Annotated in this window: 26 protein-coding genes; 10 read left to right on the forward strand and 16 right to left on the reverse strand. The window is 41.9% G+C overall.

What is annotated here, in order from left to right; translation table 11 throughout:
- Window positions 1–68: 68 nt before the first annotated feature.
- The gene (locus RMO68_RS07895) at window positions 69–734 is read left to right on the forward strand and encodes a tRNA-uridine aminocarboxypropyltransferase (protein WP_310440182.1); all 666 of its coding nucleotides are present in this window, start codon (window positions 69–71) and stop codon (window positions 732–734) included.
- Here RMO68_RS07895 and RMO68_RS07900 read toward each other — a convergent pair.
- From RMO68_RS07900 to RMO68_RS07915, 4 genes are read right to left on the reverse strand one after another with little or no spacing between them, the layout of a single operon-like run.
- Window positions 731–913: a hypothetical protein gene (locus RMO68_RS07900; protein WP_310440183.1), complete on the reverse strand. Its 183-nt coding sequence runs from the start codon at window positions 911–913 to the stop codon at window positions 731–733. The genes RMO68_RS07895 and RMO68_RS07900 overlap by 4 nt on opposite strands.
- A 51-nt stretch (window positions 914–964) precedes the next feature.
- Window positions 965–1,858 (reverse strand): hypothetical protein, encoded by an 894-nt coding sequence (locus tag RMO68_RS07905; protein ID WP_310440184.1) that lies wholly within the window; start codon window positions 1,856–1,858, stop codon window positions 965–967.
- Window positions 1,855–2,196 carry a flagellar motor switch protein FliN gene (gene fliN, locus RMO68_RS07910; protein ID WP_310440185.1) on the reverse strand — a complete coding sequence of 114 codons (342 nt, stop codon included), beginning with the start codon at window positions 2,194–2,196 and terminating at the stop codon, window positions 1,855–1,857. Before fliN ends, RMO68_RS07905 begins: the two co-directional genes overlap by 4 nt.
- Before the next feature lie 3 nt (window positions 2,197–2,199).
- Complete coding sequence (locus RMO68_RS07915; RefSeq protein ID WP_310440186.1) at window positions 2,200–2,625, reverse strand: chemotaxis protein CheX; 426 nt, start codon at window positions 2,623–2,625, stop codon at window positions 2,200–2,202.
- Window positions 2,626–2,752: 127 nt separating this feature from the next.
- Here RMO68_RS07915 and RMO68_RS07920 point away from each other — a divergent pair, with 127 nt between their 5' ends.
- The 7 genes from RMO68_RS07920 (at window position 2,753) to RMO68_RS07950 (ending at window position 15,562) form a co-directional block, all read left to right on the forward strand.
- The gene (locus RMO68_RS07920; protein ID WP_310440187.1) at window positions 2,753–3,490 is read left to right on the forward strand and encodes a sulfite exporter TauE/SafE family protein; all 738 of its coding nucleotides are present in this window, start codon (window positions 2,753–2,755) and stop codon (window positions 3,488–3,490) included.
- A 6-nt stretch (window positions 3,491–3,496) separates the two neighbouring features.
- On the forward strand, window positions 3,497–6,313 hold the full coding sequence (uvrA, locus tag RMO68_RS07925) for an excinuclease ABC subunit UvrA (RefSeq protein ID WP_310440188.1): 2,817 nt from the start codon (window positions 3,497–3,499) through the stop codon (window positions 6,311–6,313).
- 33 nt (window positions 6,314–6,346) lie between these two features.
- The gene (locus RMO68_RS07930) at window positions 6,347–7,162 is read left to right on the forward strand and encodes an HDOD domain-containing protein (RefSeq protein WP_310440189.1); all 816 of its coding nucleotides are present in this window, start codon (window positions 6,347–6,349) and stop codon (window positions 7,160–7,162) included.
- Between the two features lie 12 nt (window positions 7,163–7,174).
- A complete protein-coding gene (gene polA, locus RMO68_RS07935; RefSeq protein WP_310440190.1) occupies window positions 7,175–9,901 on the forward strand; it encodes a DNA polymerase I in 2,727 nt (908 codons plus the stop codon).
- A gap of 13 nt (window positions 9,902–9,914) precedes the next feature.
- Window positions 9,915–11,270, forward strand: coding sequence for an NADP-specific glutamate dehydrogenase (gdhA, locus tag RMO68_RS07940; RefSeq protein WP_310440314.1), 1,356 nt, complete (start codon window positions 9,915–9,917; stop codon window positions 11,268–11,270).
- 73 nt (window positions 11,271–11,343) lie between these two features.
- Window positions 11,344–14,454, forward strand: coding sequence for a cytochrome c biogenesis protein (ccsA, locus tag RMO68_RS07945; protein ID WP_310440192.1), 3,111 nt, complete (start codon window positions 11,344–11,346; stop codon window positions 14,452–14,454).
- Between the two features lies 1 nt (window position 14,455).
- Window positions 14,456–15,562, forward strand: coding sequence for a hypothetical protein (locus tag RMO68_RS07950; RefSeq protein WP_310440193.1), 1,107 nt, complete (start codon window positions 14,456–14,458; stop codon window positions 15,560–15,562).
- Here RMO68_RS07950 and dnaJ read toward each other — a convergent pair.
- Window positions 15,555–16,670, reverse strand: coding sequence for a molecular chaperone DnaJ (gene dnaJ, locus RMO68_RS07955; RefSeq protein ID WP_310440194.1), 1,116 nt, complete (start codon window positions 16,668–16,670; stop codon window positions 15,555–15,557). The genes RMO68_RS07950 and dnaJ overlap by 8 nt on opposite strands.
- Before the next feature lie 115 nt (window positions 16,671–16,785).
- On the opposite strand from dnaJ, the gene recR reads away from it, so the two are divergent.
- Window positions 16,786–17,355 carry a recombination mediator RecR gene (gene recR, locus RMO68_RS07960; protein WP_310440195.1) on the forward strand — a complete coding sequence of 190 codons (570 nt, stop codon included), beginning with the start codon at window positions 16,786–16,788 and terminating at the stop codon, window positions 17,353–17,355.
- A gap of 53 nt (window positions 17,356–17,408) precedes the next feature.
- Here the strand turns inward: recR and RMO68_RS07965 are convergent, their stop codons facing one another.
- The 4 genes from RMO68_RS07965 to RMO68_RS07980 all read right to left on the reverse strand — a co-directional run bounded on the left by RMO68_RS07965 (window position 17,409) and on the right by RMO68_RS07980 (window position 19,716).
- On the reverse strand, window positions 17,409–17,948 hold the full coding sequence (locus tag RMO68_RS07965; protein WP_310440196.1) for a hypothetical protein: 540 nt from the start codon (window positions 17,946–17,948) through the stop codon (window positions 17,409–17,411).
- Between the two features lie 67 nt (window positions 17,949–18,015).
- Window positions 18,016–18,510 (reverse strand): hypothetical protein, encoded by a 495-nt coding sequence (locus RMO68_RS07970; protein WP_310440197.1) that lies wholly within the window; start codon window positions 18,508–18,510, stop codon window positions 18,016–18,018.
- Window positions 18,507–18,833 (reverse strand): hypothetical protein, encoded by a 327-nt coding sequence (locus RMO68_RS07975; protein WP_310440198.1) that lies wholly within the window; start codon window positions 18,831–18,833, stop codon window positions 18,507–18,509. Before RMO68_RS07975 ends, RMO68_RS07970 begins: the two co-directional genes overlap by 4 nt.
- A 340-nt stretch (window positions 18,834–19,173) precedes the next feature.
- Window positions 19,174–19,716: a hypothetical protein gene (locus RMO68_RS07980; protein WP_310440199.1), complete on the reverse strand. Its 543-nt coding sequence runs from the start codon at window positions 19,714–19,716 to the stop codon at window positions 19,174–19,176.
- A gap of 278 nt (window positions 19,717–19,994) precedes the next feature.
- Between RMO68_RS07980 and RMO68_RS07985 the strand changes: the two genes are divergently transcribed.
- Window positions 19,995–20,366 (forward strand): YbgC/FadM family acyl-CoA thioesterase, encoded by a 372-nt coding sequence (locus tag RMO68_RS07985; RefSeq protein ID WP_310440200.1) that lies wholly within the window; start codon window positions 19,995–19,997, stop codon window positions 20,364–20,366.
- Here the strand turns inward: RMO68_RS07985 and RMO68_RS07990 are convergent.
- From RMO68_RS07990 to RMO68_RS08020, 7 genes are all read right to left on the reverse strand, one after another.
- Window positions 20,361–20,810 (reverse strand): ankyrin repeat domain-containing protein, encoded by a 450-nt coding sequence (locus RMO68_RS07990; RefSeq protein ID WP_310440201.1) that lies wholly within the window; start codon window positions 20,808–20,810, stop codon window positions 20,361–20,363. The genes RMO68_RS07985 and RMO68_RS07990 overlap by 6 nt on opposite strands.
- Before the next feature lie 2 nt (window positions 20,811–20,812).
- Window positions 20,813–21,319 carry a ferritin-like domain-containing protein gene (locus RMO68_RS07995; protein WP_310440202.1) on the reverse strand — a complete coding sequence of 169 codons (507 nt, stop codon included), beginning with the start codon at window positions 21,317–21,319 and terminating at the stop codon, window positions 20,813–20,815.
- 60 nt (window positions 21,320–21,379) lie between these two features.
- Window positions 21,380–22,045 (reverse strand): Crp/Fnr family transcriptional regulator, encoded by a 666-nt coding sequence (locus RMO68_RS08000; protein WP_310440203.1) that lies wholly within the window; start codon window positions 22,043–22,045, stop codon window positions 21,380–21,382.
- Entirely contained in the window at window positions 22,023–23,090 is a 1,068-nt protein-coding gene (locus RMO68_RS08005) for a hypothetical protein (protein WP_310440204.1), read from the reverse strand. Before RMO68_RS08005 ends, RMO68_RS08000 begins: the two co-directional genes overlap by 23 nt.
- Window positions 23,087–23,749, reverse strand: a complete 663-nt coding sequence (locus tag RMO68_RS08010; RefSeq protein ID WP_310440205.1) for a uracil-DNA glycosylase — start codon at window positions 23,747–23,749, stop codon at window positions 23,087–23,089. The genes RMO68_RS08005 and RMO68_RS08010 overlap by 4 nt, the downstream gene beginning before the upstream one ends.
- Window positions 23,750–23,829: 80 nt before the next feature.
- The gene (locus RMO68_RS08015; protein WP_310440206.1) at window positions 23,830–24,240 is read right to left on the reverse strand and encodes a hypothetical protein; all 411 of its coding nucleotides are present in this window, start codon (window positions 24,238–24,240) and stop codon (window positions 23,830–23,832) included.
- 167 nt (window positions 24,241–24,407) lie between these two features.
- Window positions 24,408–24,827, reverse strand: coding sequence for a class II SORL domain-containing protein (locus RMO68_RS08020; protein ID WP_310440207.1), 420 nt, complete (start codon window positions 24,825–24,827; stop codon window positions 24,408–24,410).
- Between the last annotated feature and the right edge of the window lie 33 nt (window positions 24,828–24,860).

Raw genomic sequence — 24,860 nt, forward strand, 5'->3', positions numbered from 1 at the left:
ATGATTTCCGTTATAATGACGAAAAATAAAAGTTTCACATGAATGTAAAGAAAAAAAATGATTTAACGATGAAGGCATTACAAGAGGGGAGAGCAAAATGTTATCAGTGCTATCGCCCGATGAGTTCATGCATGTGCGAATACGTCAGAGCAATTCCAACGCAAACAAAATTTGTCATCTTAATGCATCCGAAAGAGTTCAAAAAGACCAAAAACGGTACAGGACGACTAACCCATCTTTCACTTCCGAATTCAGAGCTTTATGTTGATGAGAATTTTAGCAGCCATAACGCTGTCAATGCCTTGATTGATAATCCCGATCATCTCTGCTATGTCCTCTATCCCGGAAAAAACAGCCTTAATCTAAATACTCAGAAAATTGAGGCTGAAAGGAAGCAAATTGTCATCTTTATTATCGATTCCACTTGGCCGTGTTCGGTAAAGATGCTTAGAGTAAGTAAAAATCTCCAACAGTTACCTAAGCTGAGTTTTACCCATTCCAAATGTTCGCAATTTATGATTAAAGAGCAACCCAAAGAGTTCTGTCTTTCAACGATTGAATCCACTTTGAGTATTTTAGAATTGCTTAACCTGCAGGGGATAGAGAATATCGAAGCAGAAAAATTTGAAAAATTTCTGACCCCGTTTACATCGATGGTAAAATATCAAATAGAGTGTGCTTCACACTCCCAAAATAAGAGCGTACGGTTTAAACCAAGAAGAGAGGAACTTTAGCTCTGTTTCTCATCTTCAAACTCTAATAAAAGAGCTGATGCATCGACAATCTCTTTCTCCATCTCTTTTAAAGCTTCGGCTTCTTCAACTTTAGCATGTTCTTCTTCCACATATTCGATAAACACTTCAAGCTCGTTTTCCGGATTATAATACTTTTGATACCCTAGTGCAATTTCCACAAATTCAATTCCGCAACCATAACTAATAAGCTTCTGTTTTAAATCCATCTATTAATACACCCCGGATGCTTTTTCTTTGTAAGAGTCAAATACTTCATCCTGTGCGGGAGCTAGTTGAAAATAGCCGTCAAGTTCACGGTGTTTAGACTGTAAGAGGGTCTCAAAATCATTTTGTGTAATCGGAATATTATCTTGAAACTTATCTAAGATGAGGGTGTTATTCCCTAAAAGAACCAAATAGCTCATCGTCCCGTAATCGAGCATGGCTACAGTATGTCCTTGATCAAGAGACTTTTGAAATCTAATATGGATACCGCCTCCATCGCCTGCAATCGAAAGAGGGGAAGAGATCGTTGCTTTTGTCTCTGCAGCTGTTTTATTAAAAAGCCATGGTGTTTTAGGTTCACTTTGAATCGCTGCGGCACGCTTGGTAATATTTTGTTTCAACCAAAATAAGATACCGATTCCGATCACTAAAATACCGATCACGACATAATAGCTTTGTTCAAATTCATTACTTTTTTTAGTGGGAATGGCTCCGATGGAAGCTTCATCAACCGGCGAAGCTTCTCCAGCCGTAGCGGTAGATGAAAGATGGGTAAAACGGAGACGCAAACCATATGAGTCTGATGTTTTAGAGGCCTGCATAACGACATCATTGGAGACTTCAGCGATAATTTCAATATGTTCATCTTGGGGAGAGATCGTAAGTTTATTTAAATATTTTGAATTTACATTTTTAACTTTCGGATCTTCGATAAACGCCTCTTCGAGTTTAACAATAACCGTATTGCCTTGACGATTTTGACGAAGCACCCCTTCATAGGGAGTGTCAAAAGTCAACATAACGTCAACACGATCATTACGATCATAAATGTTGTAACTTAAAATTTTTGCGCCCCACAAAAATGCCGGGAGCAGAAGTAACAGGAGTAAATATCTCATAATCTCTCTTTTGAAAGGTAGTAAAGTACGGCACTTGAATCAAGCACCTCATTGATCCGTATTGCTAAATTCTTTTCATAAACCATAACTTCCCCTTTGCCGATGATCCGTCGGTTTACATACGATTCGACACTTTCACCTGCAGGTTTGCCCAAATCAATAACGGACCCTTTTTCCAGTTTAAGAATCTCTTCGAGCGAAAGAGTCGTCTGCCCCAAATCAGAAACAAACTCCACTTCCATATCAAGTAATCCATCGTAATCCATCCATGAGAGTTCTCGATCGGGATCAAAAACATGATCTTTCGAAAGGTGGTGGTCTACTGCAGTTTCATCCATCTTTTAAAGCCTTTGTAATGCGATTGTCATTGCACCGCCGTCAATTCCTATGCATTGCGATTTATCCAATTGAAGATGTGATATCTCTTCGTGAGCCAAAACAAAAGGGGTTGCAATGGTGATTGTAGTTTCGTACAATTCACCGGCAAGTACTTTTGCACTTCCGACGATCATATTGGTTGTTTCCAAAAGCATATCGATAAGTGTTTGTTCATCACTTTCATCCTCACCTAAAAATATCTCGGCAATGGTTTGAATCAACATCTCATCGCACCCGATATAAGCGCGATGTGCATCCCCATTCGACGTTTCAATGTCAATATAAGCAAAAAGTGTTCTCTTTTTCGGGGGAACAGCTGTAAGATCGTAAGGAAGACGTATTTGATGAAGACAAAAATTCGTTGCAGCTTCGACAATTATAGGTAACATTCTATCCTCACTCTTTTTTAAAGTATGATAATTGATTATAGCGTAAAATCAATTGAACTTAAAAGGTATTCGTTGAAGCACTAAGGGAGTATAATCGCGCGACACAAACTAAATACTAAAGAATAAGATGACAATAGAATTAGCCCTTTTAGGTATCGGAGTAGGTCTCCTCTCAGGTTTTTTCGGCATCGGCGGCGGTACGGTGAGTGTTCCTATCTTACTTTATTTAGGTTTTGGTATCAAAGAGGCGATCGGCATATCGGTCATGCAAATGGTTGCCGGATCACTAATGGCCGCATGGATACATAAAAAAAACAATACATATGCGGTCAATGATGTCAAATACTTCGGCTACGGTGGAATTATTGGGGCAATCATCGGAGGATTTTTGGTCAAAATACTCGATGCAACCCTTTTAGAATGGCTTTTTTTAAGTGTTGTTGCGTTTACATTGGGTCGATTGGCCTTTTCCAATCCGATACCGACACGTCAGGAAGTGATTAACCGACCTCTTTACACAACCATTGGAGGCGGGATTGGGATATTCTCCGGAATGCTTGGGGTAGGGGGATCTATTTTAATGACACCTATTTTGGTCAGCTTTATGGGATTTCCTCTCAAAAAGGCGTCGGCAGTCGGACTGTTTTTTGTTATGTTCACGTCAATATCGGCATTTATTACCTTGTTATGGCTAGGGATGGTCAACCTCCATGCGGGAATGATTATGGCACTTTCATCTCTGTTAGGTATCATGTTAGGAATTTGGCTTCTTAACCGAGTCAAAGTAAATCATTACAAGCATATTTTGGTTGTTTTTTATATTGTTATTTTTGCTATTACGGCATACAAATTGATCGCGGGGTAAACAGTTATGGATAAAATAAAAATTATTGGGGCAAGAGAGCATAATCTCAAAAATATCTCTTTGGAGATTCCTAAAAATAAATTGGTCGTATGTACCGGAATCAGCGGAAGCGGTAAGTCGACATTGGCGTTTGATACCCTCTATGCCGAAGGGCAACGCCGTTACATTGAATCTCTCTCTTCATATGCACGGCAATTTTTGGATCGTGTCGGAAAACCTGACGTTGACAAAATCGAAGGGCTCACCCCCGCTATCGCGATCGATCAAAAAACTACTTCAAAAAATCCCCGCTCAACAGTCGGGACGATCACTGAAATCTATGATTATCTGCGTCTATTGTATGCCCGTATCGGAGTGCAACACTGCCATTTGTGCGGTAAAAAAATCTCTAAAATGTCCGCTCAGGATATCATTGACCAAGTGTTAAAACTCCCGGATGGGGCAAAAATCGTTATTTTGGCACCGCTTATTCGTGAGAAAAAAGGATCATTCGCCGATATCCTCGAATCCCTTCGACATAAAGGGTATGTACGCGCCATGATCGACGGTGTTATGGTGCGCCTCGATGAAGAGATAGAGCTCTCAAAAACTAAAAAACACTCGATTAAAGTGGTCATAGACCGTCTGATTATCAAAGACGACAACCATGATCGTGTGGCGCAAGACGTTGAAAAAGCGCTAAAAGAGTCCTACGGCGAAGTAGAGATTGAGATCCAAAACCACGATGAAGTAGGGATGGCGGAAAAATTGATCCATTACAGTGAGCACAGCGCTTGTTTTGACTGTAAGGTGAGCTTTGATCCGCTCGAACCCCTCTCATTTTCATTTAATTCCCCAAAAGGAGCCTGTTCTGAGTGTGACGGTCTAGGTATCCGTTACGCTCTTGATTATGAGAAAATTATCGATTCTGAACTTCCCATTGAAAAAGGGGCAATCAAAATCGTCTACGGCTTTAACAAGGGGTACTACTTTACCTTCTTGAAAGCGTTTTGTGCAACCGCAGGAATAGACATCAGCGTCCCTTTTTATACACTAGAAGAGTATCAGAAAAAAGCAATTCTCCACGGCAGTGTCGAAGAAGTGGAGTTCAAATGGCAAGATCATCCGATAAAACGGACGTGGCCGGGGATAGTCCGTATCGCCTACGATATTTTCAAAGATGAAAAAGACCTCGCCGATTATATGTCTGAAAAACCGTGTAACGTCTGTAATTCTCACCGTCTCAAACGTGAATCCTTAGCGGTTCGTGTCGCTGAAAAAGGGATCGGTGAAGTTATTTCGATGCCGCTAAAAGATTCCTATGCATGGTTTGCCGATCCAAAAACATTCGAAAATCTAAGTGATCAAAATGCAATGATTGCCGCATCAATTCTAAATGAAATCCGCGAACGCCTTTTCTTCCTTTTTGATGTGGGGTTGGGATACCTCTCCCTCAGCCGAGATGCTCGTACTATCAGCGGGGGAGAAGCCCAGCGTATCCGAATCGCCTCTCAAATAGGAAGCGGTTTGACGGGGGTAATGTATGTTCTCGATGAGCCGAGCATCGGGCTGCACGAGCGTGATACCCTAAAGCTCATTCGAACCCTCCGTTCTCTCCAAGAAAAAGGGAATACCGTGATCGTGGTCGAACATGACAAAGAGACCATCGAGAATGCCGACTATATCGTAGATATCGGACCGGGTGCGGGAAAATTCGGCGGAAACGTGGTATTTGCCGGTACCCTTGAAGAGATGAAAAAGTCCGATACCTTAACGGCCCAATATCTTTCCGGCCGGAAAAAAATCGAATATTTTTACCGAAGAGCACAAAAAGAGTGGATGTCGATTAACAATGTCACATTAAATAATATTACTGATCTGAGCGTAAAAATTCCGCTTCATAATTTTGTCTGTGTAACGGGGGTAAGCGGAAGCGGCAAAAGTTCCTTGATCTTACAGACACTCCTCCCTGTCACACGAGAAATTCTCAATCACGCCCGTAAGATCAACCGTGTAGCCGGAGTCGAAGTAGAGGGGCTTGAAAAGCTCGACAAGGTGATCTATCTCGATCAAAGCCCAATCGGTCGTACACCGCGTTCAAATCCCGCTACCTATACGGGGGTGATGGATGAAATCCGCAATCTGTTTGCAAAAACAAAAGAGGCACAAATCCGAGGCTATACGGCGTCTCGCTTTAGTTTTAACGTCAAAGGGGGACGGTGTGAGAAATGTCAGGGGGAAGGGGAGATCAAGATCGAAATGCACTTTTTGCCCGACATTATGGTGAAATGTGATGCGTGTCACGGAAGCCGCTATAACCTGCAAACCCTCCAAGTAGAGTACAAAGGGAAAACTATTTCTGACGTACTCAACATGAGCGTCGGCGAAGCATTGGAATTTTTCGCACCTATCCCGAAAATCAAAGCAATCTTACAAACGCTTAGCGATGTCGGTCTTGATTACATCACCCTCGGACAAAACGCCGTTACCCTATCCGGCGGTGAAGCACAGCGGATTAAATTGGCAAAAGAATTGAGCCGCCGTGATACGGGAAATACCCTCTATATCCTTGATGAGCCGACAACAGGGCTCCATTTTGATGACGTGAATCGCCTTACAAAAGTGCTTCATAATTTTGTCGAACTCGGCAATTCCGTATTGGTTATCGAACATAATCTCGATATGATTAAAAATGCCGACTACATCATCGATATGGGCCCTGAGGGGGGAAGCGGCGGTGGTTTGCTGGTCGCCGAAGGTGACCCTGAAAAAGTTGCCACAGAATGGGAAAAAACCGGAAGTTTTACCGGAAAATATTTGGCTCTTGAGTTAAATAAGCTATAATAACCCCAATTGTATTTGTAGAGGATTATGTTAATGAAGAGCTCAATTATAAACAGTATAAAATCTTTGCCTCCACTTCCAAAAACAGTGATTGATATGCAGCGTGTCTGCAACGATCCCAACGGCTCAATTAACGATTTGGTTAAAGCCGTTGAACATGATCCTATGATTGTTGCCAATTTGCTCAAAGCAGCCAATTCACCGCTATACAGTTTCCGACGTGAAATTAATAACGTCGCTCAAGCCGTATCTTTATTCGGTATGAGTATGACACGATCCATCGGCATCGGAAACTCCGTGCGAAAGCTGTTGAATGTTGATATGGAACCCTATGGAATCAGTTCAGACCGTTTTGCAGAAATCTCTTCGATGCAAGCGGCGTTAATGCATGAGTGGTACACTAAAATAGACCGCATAAAAGCGGATAAACTTTTCTTGGCCTCATTTTTACAAGAGACGGGGAAAATCATCATTGCCAGTGACGTTATACAAGAAAATTTAGGATCAAAGTTTAAATCAGATATTGAAATTGCTATTGATATTTCGAGCGTTGAACGCTCATACATTCAAGAATCCTCTGCCAGTGTTACCGCAGCAATTTTCACCCATTGGAATTTTGACAAAGAGTTTGTGGAGATGATTCAATTCTCCGACACCCCTGAAGAGGCACCCGAAGAGGTAAAAGAGTACGCTACCGCTTTGAATATTGTTAAAACAATTCTCCCTATTAATAATCCGTTTGGAGAACACGGCATCGCTTTTGGACTAAAAAAAGCAGAAGAGGCCGGTTATGACATCTCTAAACTTCAAGCATCGATCGATTCGATTCTTGATAAAATCCACGCCTAAAAAAGGCGATTGATGGCTCAACCTACCGTTACTATTATTGATACGTTCGGATTTTTTTTCCGCTCATTTTACGCTCTTCCTCCACTTAAAAATAAGCAAGGTTTTCCTACCGGACTTTTGACCGGATTTATAAATTTCATCGCGTCACTGCACAAAGATCATAGCAGCGATTATCTCATTTTTGCCCTCGATGCAAAAGGGCCAAGCTTCCGTGCCGAGATAGATCCAAACTATAAAGCCAACCGCTCCCCTGCACCTGAAGAGCTGATAAAACAGCTTCCCGTTGCGATCGATTGGATCGATAAAATGGGATACAAATCGCTCTCTCAAAGCGGATTTGAGGCCGATGATATGATCGCTTCCGTCGTACGCCAAGCACGCCAACACGGATTTTTGGTTCGTGTCGTTTCTCACGATAAAGACCTCTATCAACTCATCGATGATGACCGAGTCGTTTTAGTCGATGCCATCACCAAAAAAGTGATGAATGAGCGCCACTGCGAAGAAAAATACGGTGTCCATCCGCGTCAGTTTATCGATTACCAATCGCTCATCGGTGATACGGCCGATAACGTCCCCGGAGTCAAAGGGATAGGAAAAGTAACGGCGCAAAAACTTCTCACACAATTCGGGACTCTCGATAGCCTCTATGCTCGTTTAGACGAGGTGACACCGCCTCGTATTTGTGGATTGCTGGAGACCTATAAAGAAGATGCGTTCAGATCTCGTGAATTAGTCCGCCTTAAGGATGATGTGTTTGATTCACTCGATTTTAGTGAATTTGCAATGCATTTTGAGAATCCATTTTTACCTATTTATGATGATTTAGTCCATTATGAGATGAATGCGGCACTCCGTACCCTTAAAGCGAAAGCCTTATTTGACGAGTCCCAATCCAATAGTGACACGACACTCAAAGTTGAAAAAGTGGTCGTACCCAAATGTGATAATCTCGATGGATGTTCTGTATTGATTGATAATGACGAGGCACTGCATCATCTGATTCAAACCCTCCCTCACAATGCTCTTATCGCTTTTGATACCGAAACAACGGGGTTGGATGCAACTAAAGATCATTTAGTCGGATTTAGTTTCAGTACTGATGGCAAAAGCGGCTACTACGTCCCGATGAAGCACAGCTATTTGGGAGTAGGGGATCAAGTTTCCGCAGAAGCGGCGGCGCAAGCGATTCAAGCGATTTTTGAGCGTCGGGTTATCGGTCATAATATCAAATTTGACCTCCATTTCGTTACCCGATTTTTAAAAGTGGATCGACTCAATATCTATGCTGACACAATGGTGATGGCATGGCTTACCGATTCGGCACGTTCGCTCTCTATGGACAACCTTTCACAAAATCTTTTGCACCATGAGATGATCCATTTCAAAAACACGGTAAAAAAAGGGGAAAACTTCGCCTCGGTTGCGATAGAGGATGCGTGCAAATACGCGGGAGAAGATGCCTATATCACCTATCGACTCTATGAAGTACTACGTGAACAGCTTCTTTTGAAGGGTGCTCAAGAAGCCTTAGATGAAGCTTATAACGTCGAATTTCCTTTTACCCTGACGCTTCTAGGTATGGAAAGAGAGGGAATCGCCGTCGATACGGCAGTACTAGAACTCTTTAAAAAAGAGGTGGCTTCCGAGATTGCAACCTTAACGGAGCAAATCCACAGTGCATGCGGAACCGTGTTTAACCTCAATTCTCCGAAACAGCTCGGCGTTATATTGTTTGAAACCTTGAACCTCCCTCACGGTAAAAAAACGAAAACAGGATACAGCACCGACGAGCAGGTTTTAGACGGACTTAAAGATGAGCATCCCGTGATAGCGATGTTGTTGCAATACCGAGAGTATCATAAGCTCTTCTCCACCTATATTGAGCCGCTCATTGCATTGGCGCAAAATGATTCATATTCTCGTATCTATACGTCGTTTGTTCAGACGGGAACCGCAACGGGTCGGCTTAGTTCTAAAAACCCAAATCTCCAAAATATCCCCGTCAAAACGGCGCTTGGGATGCGTATCCGAGAAGCCTTCGTCGCCCCAGCGGGGAAAAAACTGATCGGAATCGACTACTCTCAAATCGAGTTGCGGCTTCTCGCCCATTTTAGTGAAGATAACGTATTGGTGAATGCTTTTAACGAAGGGCATGATATCCATATGCAAACGGCGATTGCGCTATTCGGTGAAACGGAAGCGGCAAGTAAGCGTAACATTGCCAAAACGGTCAACTTTGGTCTCTTATACGGTATGGGGCAAAAAAAGCTCTCCGATACACTCGGGATTACGACCAAAGAGGCCAAAGAGATTATCGAGCGTTATTTCGAGACGTTTCCGAGTGTCAAAGGATACTTTAGCGGCATTGTCGAACAGGCCAAAGAGATGGGATATGTCGAGACCCTATTGCACCGCCGCCGCTATTTTGATTTCGGCTCCGCTACCCCGATGCTCAAAGCGGCGTATGAGCGCGAATCGGTCAATACCGTATTCCAAGGCTCCGCCTCCGATCTCATCAAGCTCTCGATGAACAAAATCGATACGATGATCCGTACTGAGGCTCTACGCGCCCGAATGCTGTTACAAATCCACGATGAACTTATTTTCGAGGTGGATGCAGATGTCGCCGAAGAGTATGCCTCACGCTTTGTCGACGTAATGGAAAATATCTTAGAGCTCCGCGTTCCGCTCAAAACTTCGATGCACATCGGCAACCACTGGGGTGAGTTGAAATAATTATTAGGAGATCATTGTGGTCGAAAAAATTTTAGCCAGTCTCGAAAAATCCAATTGTGTCACCGATAACACCTTTTTACAGGCAGTCAGTGAGGTTCTGACCTCATTGGAACCCATCGTCAAAACCGATTCACGTTATGAACAATTCGCCATTTTAGAGCGTCTCGTCACCCCCGATCGGATTATCCAGTTCAAAGTACAATGGCTCGATGACAACAATCAGGTGCATATCAATAACGGCTATCGTATCCAGTTTAATAACTCTCTTGGGCCCTATAAGGGAGGGCTTCGATTTCATCCGAGCGTTTCGACAGGAGTTCTCAAGTTTTTAGCGTTTGAGCAGATTTTCAAGAACTCCCTAACCGGTCTCCCTATCGGCGGAGCTAAAGGGGGAAGCGATTTTGACCCTAAAGGAAAAAGCGATTATGAGATTATGCGGTTTTGTCGTGCCTTTATGCGTGAACTCTACCCTTATATCGGCGCCCGTGTTGATGTTCCTGCCGGTGACATCGGAGTAGGGGCGAAAGAGATCGGATATTTGTTCGGTGAGTACAAGCGCATTACCCATAATTATGACGGAGTCCTCAGTGGAAAGCCTTATGCGTTTGGCGGTTCTCTTATGCGTCCGCAAGCGACAGGGTACGGTGTTGTCTATTTTGCCAGAGAAATGCTCGCTCAGGAACTTCAAGAATCGTTAGAGGGGAAAATATGTACCGTAAGCGGTGCGGGAAATGTCGCCATTCATACGATTGAAAAACTTCAACAGTTGGGTGCGCTTGTCGTAACGTGCAGTGACAGTGAGGGGAGTATTTACGATCCCAGAGGGATTGACCTGTCCCTCGTACGTGAATTAAAAGAGGAGGGGAGACATCTCTCTCTTGAAAAATACGTTGAACGGATCCCCGGCTCACTCTATACTAAAAAATCAGATTATCCGCAAAACGGCCACGCGGTATGGCAAGTTCCTTGTTTTGCCGCATTTCCGTGTGCGACACAAAATGAGCTTAGCTTCCTAGATGCTCAAAAATTGGTGGAAAACGGATGCGTCTCTGTCGTAGAAGGTGCGAATATGCCTACGACACCGGATGCGATTGAACTTCTACAGCGCGAAGGGGTTCTTTTCTCTCCGGGAAAAGCTTCTAATGCCGGTGGAGTTGCCGTCAGTGAGTTTGAAATGTCCCAGAATGCCTCGATGGAAAAATGGGATTTTGATAAGGTAGATCGCAAACTCGATGAGCTAATGCGTCAGATTTACAAACGGATTGCCCTCACCGCAAAAGAGTACGGAGTAGAGCGAAATTTCGTCGACGGTGCCAATATTGCCGCCTTTAAACGGGTTGCAGAAGCGATGATTCTTGAAGGGGTATGATTGTTAATAATAAATTAACAAACATTTACCCAACACCCACTACAATTGCGTTATATTTTTACATAGGTAATCCATGAACAAAGTTCTCTCCCTCTTAAGCTCCATGAAAACCATGGCGATCCTCATGCTCGTTTTTGCCATCTCTATCGGCTATGCTACATTTATTGAAAATGACTACGGCTCTATGAGTGCTAAAGCTGATATTTACAATGCACGCTGGTTTGAAATATTACTTGCGTTACTGGCGATCAACTTGACGCTAAACATTGTCAACTTCAACATGGCACGGCGTGGGAAGTGGCTTGTTTTTACTTTCCATGTTGCTTTTTTGATTATCCTTATCGGTGCGGCGGTAACCCGTTATATGGGTCACGAGGGTGTCATGCACATACGTGAGGGGGAGAGCAGTGATGTGATACTCAGCTCAGAGCCCTATGTCACTTTTAATGTCACCAAAGGTGAAAAAACCTATGACTTTAAAGAGAACCTTTTTCTCTCTAAACGTACCTCTAACCATTTTGAGCGTACCTTAGAAGTTGACGGAGAGCAAATCCATGTGAAACTTGAGAGTTACATGGGAGATGCCCGCTATGAAGCCATGGCCGATCCGAAGGGAGAACCTCTGTTCAACCTGATGGTAACCGGTGCGCAAGGGGCCCAGCAAGTTACGCTCAAAAAAGGGGAATTTATAGAAGCCAATGACATTGTCATCGACTTTGCTTCCAACAAAACTTTCGAAAAACCGGTAATTACGTTGAGTGTAGAGGGTGATAAAGCCTATTTAACTTCCCCGTCCCTACTTGCCACATTAAGTATGGATACACAAAAAACAGGAACATTGAACGCAGGCAAACATGAAATGACAACACGTACGTTGTTCCAAAGTTCTCAGAGCGGCTTTGTTTTACGTGATTTTTTCCCTAAAGCTTCGATGCAGTTGGTCTCAAAACCTGCCAAAGGACCTATGATGCAAGGAGAAGATGCACTCACCCTTAGTCTCTCCCATAAAGATACAAAAGAGAGTGTGGTGGTATTGGGTTCAGTAGGAGAGGTCGGTGAGCCTAAAAAAGTGATGATGGGTGATATATCCGTGGAGATTGCCTACGGTTCGATCGAGCGTAAACTTCCGTTTTCGGTAGCGTTGCGTGACTTTGAACTTGAACGTTATCCGGGATCGATGTCACCCGCTTCTTATGCGAGTGAAGTCACCGTTGTTGATCCTGCAAATCAGGAAAAATTTGATTTCCGTATCTACATGAACCATATTCTTGATTACCAAGGGTACCGTTTCTTCCAATCCTCGTTTGATCAAGATGAATTGGGCACGGTTCTCTCCGTAAACCGTGATCCGGGAACCCTTATCACCTACATCGGGTATCTCTTGCTCGCCATCGGAATGTTCGGCGTATTGATCGTGAAAAACGGACGTTTTGCCGCGCTTAACGATAAGCTCAAATCATTGGATGCTAAAAAAACGGTCGCATCGTTGGCGATCCTTTTTATGACACTGGGTACGACACACTCTATTGCCGCTGATTCGGAAAACCCCGTTATTAAAACGGCAAAAGGGTTTGATAAAACGCATGCCGATAAATTCGGTCATTTGATTGTTCAAGACTCCAGCGGACGAATGAAGCCAATGGACACCCTAAGCCATGAAATTTTGGCGAAGATCAACCGTAATAGTACGTTTATGGGATTAACATCCAACCAAGTCGTACTAGGGATGATGCTCCGACCGGATGCATGGCGTGAGATTGCGATCATCCGTACCGGAGATAAAGAGATCAATAAACTCATCGGACTTCCTGAGGGTGCGAAAACAGCGGCATTTTCACAGTTTTTCGAAGCACCGGATGAGATTGCAGGGTATAAATTGGCCCGTTTGGTTGATGAAGCCAATCGTAAAGCTCCGGGGAAAAGAGACAAGTTTGACAAATCTCTTTTACAGATAGATGAGCGGGTCAACGTCGCCTATATGGTCTATACCGGTTCACTAGTACGTATGTGGCCGAAACCGAACGATAAAAACCACAAATGGGATGCAACGATCGAAGCGTTGCAATCTCTTAGTCCGAAAGAGTCTGAAATCGTCCGTCTATTAGCTATCGGCTACTTCGGTTCAATCGATGAAGCGATGAAAAGCGGAGATTGGAAAAAAGCGGACGAAGCGTTAGCCCTTATCGATAAATATCAACGTTTTGTCGGTGCAAGCGTCTATCCGAGCGACACAAAATCCAAAGTTGAGATTCTCTACAACAAAGCCAATATTTTCGAACAGCTATGGCCTTTGTATTTCGTCGTCGGGTTTACACTTCTCATTTTATCTTTCATCAAAATCATCAAGCCCGCTATCCGTGCCGAATGGTTGAGCAAAGTCTCTTTCACCCTTCTCGTCATGTTCTTCATTGCCCATACGGCAGGTCTAGTGATGCGCTGGTATATTTCAGGTCATGCACCGTGGTCGAACGGCTATGAGTCGATGATCTATATCGGATGGGCGAGTGTATTGGCAGGATTTATTTTCTCTCGTCGCTCCGTAATGACGATGGCGGCTACGGCGATCATGACGGGGCTTATCCTCTTTGTCGCCCATCTCAACTGGATGGATCCTCAGGTCACTAACCTCGTCCCTGTTCTCCAATCCTATTGGCTCACCATCCACGTGGCTATGATTACCGCGAGTTACGGTTTCTTAGGTCTCGGCGCATTGTTGGGGATGATTACCCTCATCCTCTTTGTCCTTAAAAAACCTGAGAATTCAGCACGCTTGAATTTGGCGATCAAAGAGCTCAACGCTATCAATGAGATGAGTCTTCTCATCGGTCTAGTACTCCTTACTATCGGAAACTTCCTCGGAGGGGTCTGGGCGAATGAGAGCTGGGGACGTTATTGGGGATGGGATCCGAAAGAGACATGGGCACTTGTCACAATTCTCGTTTATGCGGTTGTTATCCACTTACGTATGATCAAAGGAGCATACAGCGATTATATTTTCAGCGTTGTGTCGCTCTTAGCGTTTACTTCGGTGTTGATGACCTATTTCGGGGTAAACTATTATCTTGCGGGTCTTCATTCGTACGCAAAAGGCGATCCGGTTCCGGTACCTGATTTTGTGCCGTGGACCTACGCCGTAATCGCAATCGTGATCGCAATGGCGTATCCGAAACGGGAAACACGATAAAATGAATGACGCGTTAAAAGAGCTTTTTAACGCATACAAGTATCTCCCCGTTGGGGTAATGTTTTTCAAAAATGAAACTCTTTTTTTCGTCAACGAACATCTTCGAACTCTTTTACTCTTAGCTAATCTTTCCAGTGACGAAATTATCGAAATCATTGGAAGCATGGTAGGATTAGAGAATCCTTCACACAGCACTCTCAATGACTTTTTAACTTATAATGATCTTTTTTTATATGGTGATCGGGTAATTCAGATAGAACGAAATATTGCCGATGATATTACAATATTCGTTCTGATACGATTATCGGAAAAAGCAATCGAAGCAGTTGATTCGACTCGTGAACTTCGATTATTACGACGTGAAAAAAACATTAATACTAATTCTACTGACCATAATGAAGCAGAAATACTTGAAAAGGCGTTAGGATCATGGGAGAAGGGGCATTTTCCTTCAATCGTACTTTATAAAGGTATCCCGATCAAAAGTGATTGTATGATCATGGATGCGAAGGGTGGGGAAATTTCCATTAAAGTTGAAAAAAAGCAGCTTGCCGCAGCACAAGTCGGTACACAATGGCTAGTTGGAACAAAACGAAATGCGATGCTCTATGGAGAGGTATGCCGATACGATTTAAACAGAAGTACTGTTTCTCTTGAAAACTTAACCATACTTTCACAAGGTTTTCATTTACGGAATGTTATACGCTATATTGCCGATGAAGATAATGATCGTCTAATACTTACAATTCAGGGGAAAAAAAGTCTATTAGCATTGCGGAACGTTTCAGAAAAAGGTATATCGGTTAAAACCGATGATACCTCTATTTTAGTTGCTTTATCGACAATAAGCGGTAGAACAATAAATGCTATATTGCTTCTAAACGGAAATAAAATAGCTATTAATGCCGTATGGCTTTATACGGTTCCATTAGATGAATCATCAGGAATGATGAAAATAGCATTTACTATAGGATATGATTTACATAACGGAGCTTTATTACGAGAATGGATGAATGCGGGGCAGCTTCAACTCATAAAAGAAGTTCGAAATTTTATACAAATGATTCCGACTCCGGAGAAAGAAACTCCTCATAATTGGGTTATTTAAACCATCCCTTCACTTTTTCAAATGTCGATTCGAACAGCGATTCATGCGGCTTGGACTCGATACCGAAACTCTCTTGAAGTTTTTGCAACAGTTCCTCTTGCGCCGTATTCAGACGGGTAGGGTAGGTGAGATGGATTTGAGCGATCAAATCCCCTTTGCCCCGTCCGTGAACATCGGCGACTCCCTCATTTCGGAAACGATACTGCTGGGCATCTTTAGTTCCCGTTTCAAGCTCTAACGTCAACTCCCCGTTTAGTGAAGGGATCGTGATATCTTCCCCGAGAACCGCTTGGGTAAAAAATACGGGAACTTCGAGATAGATATCGTTCCCGTTACGGATAAAGTGGCTGTCTTCTTCCACGTCAAACGTGACATACATATCACCCCGTACACCGCTTTTGCCCGTATTACCGCGCCCTGAAACACGTAAACGGTTCCCCGTATCGATTCCGGCGGGGACTTTGATCGTCACGCTCTCTTTCTCTTCTGTATAGCTTTTACCTTTACAGTCAGGACATTTCTCACTGGCCATTGTCCCCTCACCGTGACACGCAGGGCAGGTTTGGGAAAAGGTCATAAATCCTTGACGAACGTACACTTGCCCTTTGCCGCCGCATTGGCTACACGTAGTTACTTTACCCTCTTTGGCTCCGGTACCTTTACACGTTTTACACGAATTCTTAGCGGTAAACGTCACCTCTTTTTCGCATCCGAATACGGCTTCTTTGAAACTGACACGCATCTCCACACCCATATCGAGAGGGAATTTATCCGTTGCCGCACGTGATTGCTTACGACCGCCACCGGCGAAACCGTTAAACATCTCTTCGAAAATACTTCCGAGATCATCAAACCCACCGCTGCCTCGGCGACTGCCGCCCCCTTGGAGACCCTCTTTGCCGTAACGGTCATAGATAGCGCGCTGTTGATCGTCGCTTAGAACTTGGTACGCTTCATTACAGAGTTTGAACTTATGTTCTGCCGTATCATCGTTCGGATTACGGTCGGGATGGTAGAGTTTTGCCATTTTACGATACGCTTTTTTAATTTCGTCGCCGTTGGCACTTTTACTAATCTCTAAAATCTCATAATAGCTCATTTCTTCCACGCATTAACTCCAAAAAGATATTTTTACGCAATTATACCATGTCAAAAAGAGTGTTAGCTTAATTGAGTCACAGTGACTAAACTATTTTTGGAACAACCTTTGCTACAATACGACTATGAAACGTTCCCTAGAGAAATTTAACCGCCTCGTTGACGCCTTGCAACAGCTTCCTACACTCGGACAAAAATCGGCAACCCGTTTAGCCTATCATATGGTCATGCATGACAGTTTCGGCGCGCTCAAACTCGCCCATGCCATCGAAAATGCGATCACAAGCCTGAAAAAATGCCGTTCGTGCGGAGGGCTGAGTGAAGATGAGCTTTGTTCGATTTGCAGTGATGAACGGCGCAATCACGAAATCCTTTGTATCGTTGAAAATGCCAAAGATATTCTAACCTTCGAAGAAAACGGACTTTTTGACGGACGTTATTTTGTTTTGGATTCTCTTGAAGAACTCGATCTCTCTCATCTTCGGGGGATTGTCAAAAGCGGAATTAAAGAGATTATTTTTGCCCTTACCCCCTCTATCGCCAACCAAGGTGTTATGCTCTATATCGAGGACAAACTTATGGAGTGTGATGTACGCTTTAGTCGTATAGCGCAGGGAGTTCCGACGGGAGTAAGTTTGGAAAATGTCGATGTTCTCTCACTTACCAAAGCGATGGAAGATCGGGTGAGTATTTAGGCTTAAGAAATTAGCCTGTCCCCTTTTTCTTTGGGACGGGACAGCTTTTCGTTTTATCGTAATTTTTCAATCCGATTGACTATCTCTTTGGCTAAAGCGTCCGCAGCTTTGTTTTCATATTCATTATCTCGATTGGCACCCGCCATAACACTTAGATTGGCAAGTAAACCACCATCATACATCAAATTGTATCTCTTAATCATTCGTATCTCTTTTTCACCTTTAATTACACGTATATCAAAACCTACGGTAGGTGGTGCAAGTGACTCAGTCGCTAGCAATGGTATGCCTTCCCCTACAAATCCTCTGTAATAGCCTACGTCAATCTTTAATGTATCCATGGATGTATCATTGCTCAATAATCCTTTTTCCACCATCAAAACTATGATCTTGTCATTTATCCGCTTTTCTAACGCTTCAGGTGACTGATATTGAATCTTAGTTGGATATTTCTGATCAAATTGAAATGTAATTTTCTCAAATCGCAACTTTTCACTCATTGGCTCTAATGGTACTTGAGGTGCTTTTGAACTGCATCCTATCAGTACAAATGCCGACATTATCAACATTAACCATATAATCGCTTTTTTCATTTTTTCCCTTTGTGTTATTAGTTTTTTGATGCTTACATTGTGATAGATACCTGTAATATCTCTTGATCTACTCCTTTAATGGTTGGTGTAACTGTACCGTCGGAAAAGATGGTTGATACATAGATTTTATGGTAGTGTTTGTTTCGTTTTTCTCTGAAACCTTATATGCAGGTTTATTTGATATTTCTTTTATTCGGTCGGTGACGGAATAATTTTCGTAGCCATCTCGTAACAACATAAAGAAAGCGATAAACGTCAATAATATAACAGCCGAATAGCTCATATATCGTAATGGCACGCTTAAAGTTGTATTCCATCCTTCTCCAAAATCACAATTATGCCGTTCCATAATCCATGCGTTAAGAAGTCTGCCGCTACCTATAGAAAACAATACAATCCATGCTGTAGAAGTACTATGTATAATATAGTGAAAAAATAAATAATTTATAGGAAATATGACCAAAATAACGATGGTTTGCGCTATGTCATATTTATATTCATTCTTACTTGTATTGATATAATCAACTAATTTTTGTATTAAAAATTTAATAAATCGTATCATCTTCTATCGTAATGATATTGAGATGGTGGAACTGGATAGGTTGTACTATTACGATCCATTGAAAACTCTTTTAGTGTTAATCCATCTTTTAGTGAAAAAACTTCAAATATGCATTTCTCTTTTGAAGAGTTACTGGCATAACTATTACAACTCACTCTTGTACCCACTTCGGTATAGTGTGACAGTTCTCCTGGATGAATAAATCCATCTTTATTTATATCCATCTCGCTATATGAAAAATATTTATTAGTAGATACTATATAAAGCATGAAAACAACATACAAAAAAGAACCAATAATTAAATAACGAAGTGCTTTTTTCATTTCGTTTTCTCGATTACAGTTTCGAAAAAGGGGTCAGGTGATAACTATAACTCATTACTCTTTCCAAAGCGATGGAAGATCGAAAATTATCGACATTGATATGGACTTTCACCCGAAAGTTGTTCTCCTGTCTTAATATCGCGGATAATAATGACAGATTTTGGAAAAGCTGAACACATACCATTTCGTGCAGCGTAAATACTTGATCCCTGTACTACCATTGCTCTATTTTTGTTCAAAAGTTCACCCGATGAGTTATACGCATCCACATTATAATACCCAGACATCGTCATACATCCAGTAAATAGTATACTTCCAACAAATGCTTTAATATAATATTTTACTCGCATGTTGGCACCCATTGATCTTTAGCTATTTGCTGAGAGTCTTGTGTAAGCTGCAGCATTAAAGCTTTAATTGCATCTTGATTCTCTTCTTTAGAAAACTGGTTAAAAACTGGTTTTCGTATGCCGTATTGCAACTCAATCGTACCATCACATTTCTCAATATGAAAACTTTTTTTAACGTCTGCTTCATAATGTAAATGTTCTCGAGATGGTTCATAGACGAGCAATGCATATCCATTATTCTCATTTCTGAAATGTACATGATACGGAGTGTTAACCCCTTGTTTAGTAGCATTGAGAAATTGATATACATTCATTTTATATTTATAGGCTATTAATGTAATAAGATGCGTCCAGTTTTCAACTAGTTCATTGTCAGTTGTATATTCATAGAGTGCTACATCAGCATTTTCATTCTGAAACACCAATGTGTACTGTTTGCCGAATAACTCCATATTCTTTGGCGGAACGAATGGCTGTGAAAATGCAGACGATCCTACCAATAAAGCCAAAAAAATCCATTTGTTCACTACCATTTTTACTTCCTAATTCTAAATTTAGTTACGGCTAAAGAGGAGAGGTTACTTGTTTATACATTTCATTTTGCTATCTTATTAATAAGAACTTGGATTATAAAAGTAATAGAGTAAAATTATACTTAATAATTTAAATATATTATTACTGTTATAAAATATTACACATATTTTAACATGCAAGAGTATTAGATAAATAGCTAGCCATTACTTAAGGGCTAAAATGGTATTTTCTCACTATGAAAATAAGGGTGAATAATCCCTGAATCACAAGGTTTAAAATGCAAATACGCGTGTATTACGAAGATACCGATGTCGGTGGGGTGGTTTATCACTCCAACTATCTGAACTTTTGCGAACGGGCGAGAAGTCAACTCTTTTTTGATACGGGGCGTTCTCCGATATTAGAGGGGGGACATTTTGTCGCCAAACATATCGAGGCAGACTATCTCAAAAGTGCCAAATTCGGGGATATTTTAGAGGTAAAAACGACATTAATCGAGATTAAAAATGCTTCATTTACCTTTTTGCAGGAAGTTTTTAGAGGTGAGGAGAAGCTTTTTTCGATGAAAATCGTATTGGTTTATATCGATTTTGGAGGGAATATGGCAAAAATCCCTCCGGAAGAAAAAGCTTTTTTATCCGCGTTATAGCAGTTTTTTGAGCTTTGGAGCCGCTTTCTCGATGGCGGCGGCAATCTCTTGATTTCCTTGCATTATCGCAATATCGAGTGGAGTCATCCCCTCTTTGCTCATACTCTGCCCTGAAGCGCCGTTTTCAAGAAGATACAAGGCGATAGGGGTATTCCCTTTCCACGCGGCAAGATGTAAAGCGGTAGCACCGCCTGTATCTTGTGCATTGACATCCGCACCTTTAGAGATGAGATGTTTGACGGCATCCGCATTACCGACCCAACACGCATACATTAATATCGTTTTATTGTTATCTTCACGTGCGGCATTGGCATCGTTTAACGTTTGCACGCGTGTGATAAAGGTTTGCGTATCATTACGATCCAACAATCCCACTAAATCCAAAATATCCGCCGCGTGAAGCGAAACGGCTAAAAGTAAAGCGAAAAAAAACGTTTGCTTCATTCTTATTTCTTAAATTGCTCGATAAACTCTTCAATGTCGTCAAATAACGCTTGAAGATCCTCTTCATGTTCTACTTCATCCGCCAAAATTTGAGAGACGAGATCATAGGTGATAATATCTTTTTCACGTGTGATATCGAGGATGTTGGAATAGACACTGATCGCGCACTGTTCCCCTTTGATCGCTTGTTCCAGTACTTTGCGTACATCTGGCTCCGTCGGGGCATCGTATCCACAGTTACAATTGGTAAGCCACTCCGCCGGATGCAAAGCAGGGACTCCGCCGAGCTGGATAATACGATCAGATACCATCGTCGCATGACGAAGTTCATCCGCAGCATGTTGGGTAAGTTCCACAATAGCGGCATCCTTCATTAACCCTTTGACCACTTTCGCTTCGATAAAATATTGATAGTAGGCAAGCCATTCATCACAGTATGCTTTATTTAATAACTCATAGACGGTTTGTGCTTCGATTCCGCGTAGAAGTGAAATTCCTCTTTTACCCATCGGATGCTCCTCATTTATAGATACATTAACTCTATCACTGCTTCTCTTAAAGGAAAATTATTATCCGCAATAGGTATCGAGTTTATCCGCTAACAAAAGGTTTATCCCCTCGGTTTTAGAGAGGGTAATGATCCCTTCAGATTTAAGTTTTTTAATCATACGAGAAAGTGTTTCGGGAGTGATACCCAGTAAATGTGCTATTTCAATCCCCTTCAAACGTTGAAACGCATTGGAGTCCTCTCGTATGAGCCGTGCGACTTTCGCCAATGCGTTAGGTGCAGTGTGACGCTGTAATGAATGTTCCAATGCGGAGATTTTTTGGGTAAGGGATGCGATCAAAGCAATACTCAGCGAAGGATCGTTTTGCAAAAGTTTGAGAAACGGGTCTCTCGATATTTTAAGCACGATAGATGGCTGTGTCGCTTCACACGATGCGGGATAGGGGATTTGTTTTAGGGTTGCCACTTCCGCGATCAAAGATGGTGCATGAAAGCGGTGGATAAGCATCGTCTCGGTTGTAGCAGTCACTTTAAAGATAGAAACTTCCCCTTCGATCAGTAAATGAAAATAATGGCTCTCATCCCCTTCATAAAAGATAATCTCACCTTCACTGAAATGGCGAATAAGACCGATACGCTCAATTTGAGCACGTTGATCCGGTGTTAAATGGGAAAAAATACCGACTTTTTCAAGCGATAACGTTTTATCGTGAAGCAACGGGCTCAAAACCAAACTCTTTCGCACGCATGAGTTCAACAGGATAAATTACCTGAGAATGGATCAGACGCATCGTATACTCTCTGGGTGAACTATCCAAAACCCAGACAAGATAATCGATCCCGACACTGCTGGCGTATTGGATCCAATCTACCGTAATATCATTTTGCATAAGGGCATTAGACTCATAAATCGCCGAAGGAAACTCCAACAATGAATTGGCTAGAATCATGTTTTTCCGATCTTGATATTGGGTGAGGGTAAGGAGATTAGGATCAATATTGATTTGGGTTGAGAGGATATTGCGCTCTTTTATCCCGCTAAAAGTCATATGTGCCGTAAGAATAGCGCTTTTAACGACCGGAATGTGCAAGATGACACTGGTTTTATTAAACGCCGAAGGTTTAGAGAGATGGGTGATAATATTCTCACCTTTAAGATCTACCGGATACGAAGCAATTTTCTTCTTTTCGCTGTTATGCGACAAAAAAATCTCTTCGGTCGATGCTTTTAGCTGTAAACCTACGGGAGAGCTATCATAAAATATTGCAATCGAATCCCCCATATACGGAAGCAGCGCTTCGATTTGAGCCACATAATCAATCCCTCCGAATGCAATATTTTCAGGTGCGGAGGGGAGTTCACGCTTGTGTACCGTGGGGATAAAGATAGGTAAATCACTCTGTAAAGCAATCAGATTTTTAGCCCCTGCAACGGTGAGCGGTGCGAGTATGGCATCCATACCATCACGATGTATCTCTTCGAGTATCCTTCCAAAAGATATTTCAGACTCATCTTCCAAATCATAGCGTTTGATTTCAAAGTCATTATTTCTACGACTCATTAAAGTAGCTAGTGCGACGTTGAACACCGATTGAGAGTATCTACCGATCACTTTAGGAGAAGAGAGAACCGCAATTTTAATCGGCTCTTTTGATAGCATCTGCGTTGTTTTATTATTTTCACGTTCCAAAGTATTTTGAATAGTGATCGTTTTTCCTGAAGCGACAAAGAAAAAGAGAGAAAGAGCTATCACTATTCGGGCAACTATCACGACAATTGCCCTTTAATGGTCTGCAAATCACGAAATGCCTCTTTTTTAAGAGATGGATTTCTAACCAGATAGAGGGGATGATACATCGGGATAAGTAAGGCATCGCCGTAAGGGATAATCTCGCCGCGCATACGTTCAAAATCCCCGCTCTCTCCACTCACTATATTAAAAGCATCAGGACCGAGTGTCACAATGATTCGCGGTTTTATCAATTCAAATTGCTTTAGCAAAAACGGAGAGCAGCTGCTGCATTCACTGTGTGAGGGGATTTGAAAGCCGAATGGTTTGCATTTTACCGCATGGGTAAAATAGACCTCTTCAGCTTTCAGGTTCAACACTTTTTCAATCATATCTCGCAACATTACCCCTGATCTTCCGACATAATATTCGGAGGATTCATCTTCTGCGGCAGAAACATACGCATCGACAAAAAGCAACTGTGCACGCTCATTTCCGTACCCACGCATACTCTGACGCCGTGACTTACTCAAATCGCACAAATAGCACTGTGAAATACTCTCTCCTAAAGTGTGCAAAGAATCCGGTAGGGTGTTCGAGGTTGCTTGAATATTCGGGGTAATAGGATCGACATAATCGTACCCGAGTGATTTCAATCGATACAGGTTTTCGAGGAGTGCTATATTTTGAAAAGAGTCCACGGGTTTCACTTCTATGAATTTAAAAAGAGTATAAAGAACAAGGGGTTAAAAGGAGCTAAAGAGGGGAGAGTAAGCCCTTTTTATCTGTCGAGGATATCTTCCGTTTCGATACGGACAAAATTGTTCTTATGGATTTCAGTCATAATTTGCTTTAATCGATTTAAAACACTTGGGGGAGATTTAGTAGGGTTCAGGATATCCATTGCGATTAATGAGCTATGATCATTAAAATGGGTATCCAATTTATAAAGAATATTTTGTGATGCTTTGTAGGCATTTTTTTGAGAAGTAAATGAGAAAATTATAAAATAGTGGTTTGCATCAATTTGTAATAAATGGTCTGAGAGTCTAATAAATTTTGCCAATTCATTTGGGTTAAGAGGTTTTTCATGATAAAGCAATGCGAATGTCGCATCGACCTCAAATCTGTCAAAGGTATAATAGCTCTTTTTTACGAGTTCATTCACACGCTCTAAGATATCAGAATCCATTTTAGCACTTGTCTTTATTATTTTATTTTTCTAGGTATTACACGATTGATATATTAAGGATTTTAACATAGATAATCTTTTATATATCTATTAATTGCAGATGAAAATTTAAGCAGAAAGTTTTAAAGCCCAAGAAAAGGGCTTTAGGGGTTGGTTGTTCGAAGTACTTACGAACAGTGACCGCCGCCGCAGCAAGCAGAAGCTTCTTCTACTTCAACTTCCACAGGTGTAGATTCCCACACACCGTGTTTGGTACAGTAACCGTGAGCTACTAAAGTCAATTTTTTACCTGTCGGAACGATGTTAAAGGTCACTTCTGCATGATTTTTTTCATTTCCGAGTGTTCCCGGGACGAAATCAGCACGAGCAAGCAATGTCTCACCGTTGTAAAGTGCGATGTTAGCGATAAAGTGATCGAAATCATCCGGATGAGAATATTCGTTCCCCATTTTTACGGTTACCGCAAGTTTTTCACCTTTTTTTGCAGTTGAAGCACAGTGAATAAACGGAGAGTGACGGTCGATATAATCTTTTTTCGCTTCACGATCTACAGTGCTGATATCGACGTAACGGTTAATTGTTGGCATTTTTGTTCCTTATTGTATGTAATATAATGCGGA

The sequence above is a fragment of the Sulfuricurvum sp. genome (genome assembly GCF_031427015.1).
Lineage (GTDB): Bacteria > Campylobacterota > Campylobacteria > Campylobacterales > Sulfurimonadaceae > Sulfuricurvum.

What these genes read in the sequence shown, in the direction of transcription:
- RMO68_RS07895 (WP_310440182.1), top strand. Translation starts at nt 69, where the DNA reads ATGAAGGCATTACAAGAGGGGAGAGCAAAATGTTATCAGTGCTATCGC.
- RMO68_RS07905 (WP_310440184.1), bottom strand. Translation starts at nt 1,858, where the DNA reads ATGAGATATTTACTCCTGTTACTTCTGCTCCCGGCATTTTTGTGGGGC.
- fliN (WP_310440185.1), bottom strand. Translation starts at nt 2,196, where the DNA reads ATGGATGAAACTGCAGTAGACCACCACCTTTCGAAAGATCATGTTTTT.
- RMO68_RS07915 (WP_310440186.1), bottom strand. Translation starts at nt 2,625, where the DNA reads ATGTTACCTATAATTGTCGAAGCTGCAACGAATTTTTGTCTTCATCAA.
- RMO68_RS07920 (WP_310440187.1), top strand. Translation starts at nt 2,753, where the DNA reads ATGACAATAGAATTAGCCCTTTTAGGTATCGGAGTAGGTCTCCTCTCA.
- uvrA (WP_310440188.1), top strand. Translation starts at nt 3,497, where the DNA reads ATGGATAAAATAAAAATTATTGGGGCAAGAGAGCATAATCTCAAAAAT.
- RMO68_RS07930 (WP_310440189.1), top strand. Translation starts at nt 6,347, where the DNA reads ATGAAGAGCTCAATTATAAACAGTATAAAATCTTTGCCTCCACTTCCA.
- polA (WP_310440190.1), top strand. Translation starts at nt 7,175, where the DNA reads ATGGCTCAACCTACCGTTACTATTATTGATACGTTCGGATTTTTTTTC.
- ccsA (WP_310440192.1), top strand. Translation starts at nt 11,344, where the DNA reads ATGAACAAAGTTCTCTCCCTCTTAAGCTCCATGAAAACCATGGCGATC.
- RMO68_RS07950 (WP_310440193.1), top strand. Translation starts at nt 14,456, where the DNA reads ATGAATGACGCGTTAAAAGAGCTTTTTAACGCATACAAGTATCTCCCC.
- recR (WP_310440195.1), top strand. Translation starts at nt 16,786, where the DNA reads ATGAAACGTTCCCTAGAGAAATTTAACCGCCTCGTTGACGCCTTGCAA.
- RMO68_RS07965 (WP_310440196.1), bottom strand. Translation starts at nt 17,948, where the DNA reads ATGAAAAAAGCGATTATATGGTTAATGTTGATAATGTCGGCATTTGTA.
- RMO68_RS07970 (WP_310440197.1), bottom strand. Translation starts at nt 18,510, where the DNA reads ATGATACGATTTATTAAATTTTTAATACAAAAATTAGTTGATTATATC.
- RMO68_RS07975 (WP_310440198.1), bottom strand. Translation starts at nt 18,833, where the DNA reads ATGAAAAAAGCACTTCGTTATTTAATTATTGGTTCTTTTTTGTATGTT.
- RMO68_RS07980 (WP_310440199.1), bottom strand. Translation starts at nt 19,716, where the DNA reads ATGGTAGTGAACAAATGGATTTTTTTGGCTTTATTGGTAGGATCGTCT.
- RMO68_RS07985 (WP_310440200.1), top strand. Translation starts at nt 19,995, where the DNA reads ATGCAAATACGCGTGTATTACGAAGATACCGATGTCGGTGGGGTGGTT.
- RMO68_RS07990 (WP_310440201.1), bottom strand. Translation starts at nt 20,810, where the DNA reads ATGAAGCAAACGTTTTTTTTCGCTTTACTTTTAGCCGTTTCGCTTCAC.
- RMO68_RS07995 (WP_310440202.1), bottom strand. Translation starts at nt 21,319, where the DNA reads ATGGGTAAAAGAGGAATTTCACTTCTACGCGGAATCGAAGCACAAACC.
- RMO68_RS08015 (WP_310440206.1), bottom strand. Translation starts at nt 24,240, where the DNA reads ATGGATTCTGATATCTTAGAGCGTGTGAATGAACTCGTAAAAAAGAGC.
- RMO68_RS08020 (WP_310440207.1), bottom strand. Translation starts at nt 24,827, where the DNA reads ATGCCAACAATTAACCGTTACGTCGATATCAGCACTGTAGATCGTGAA.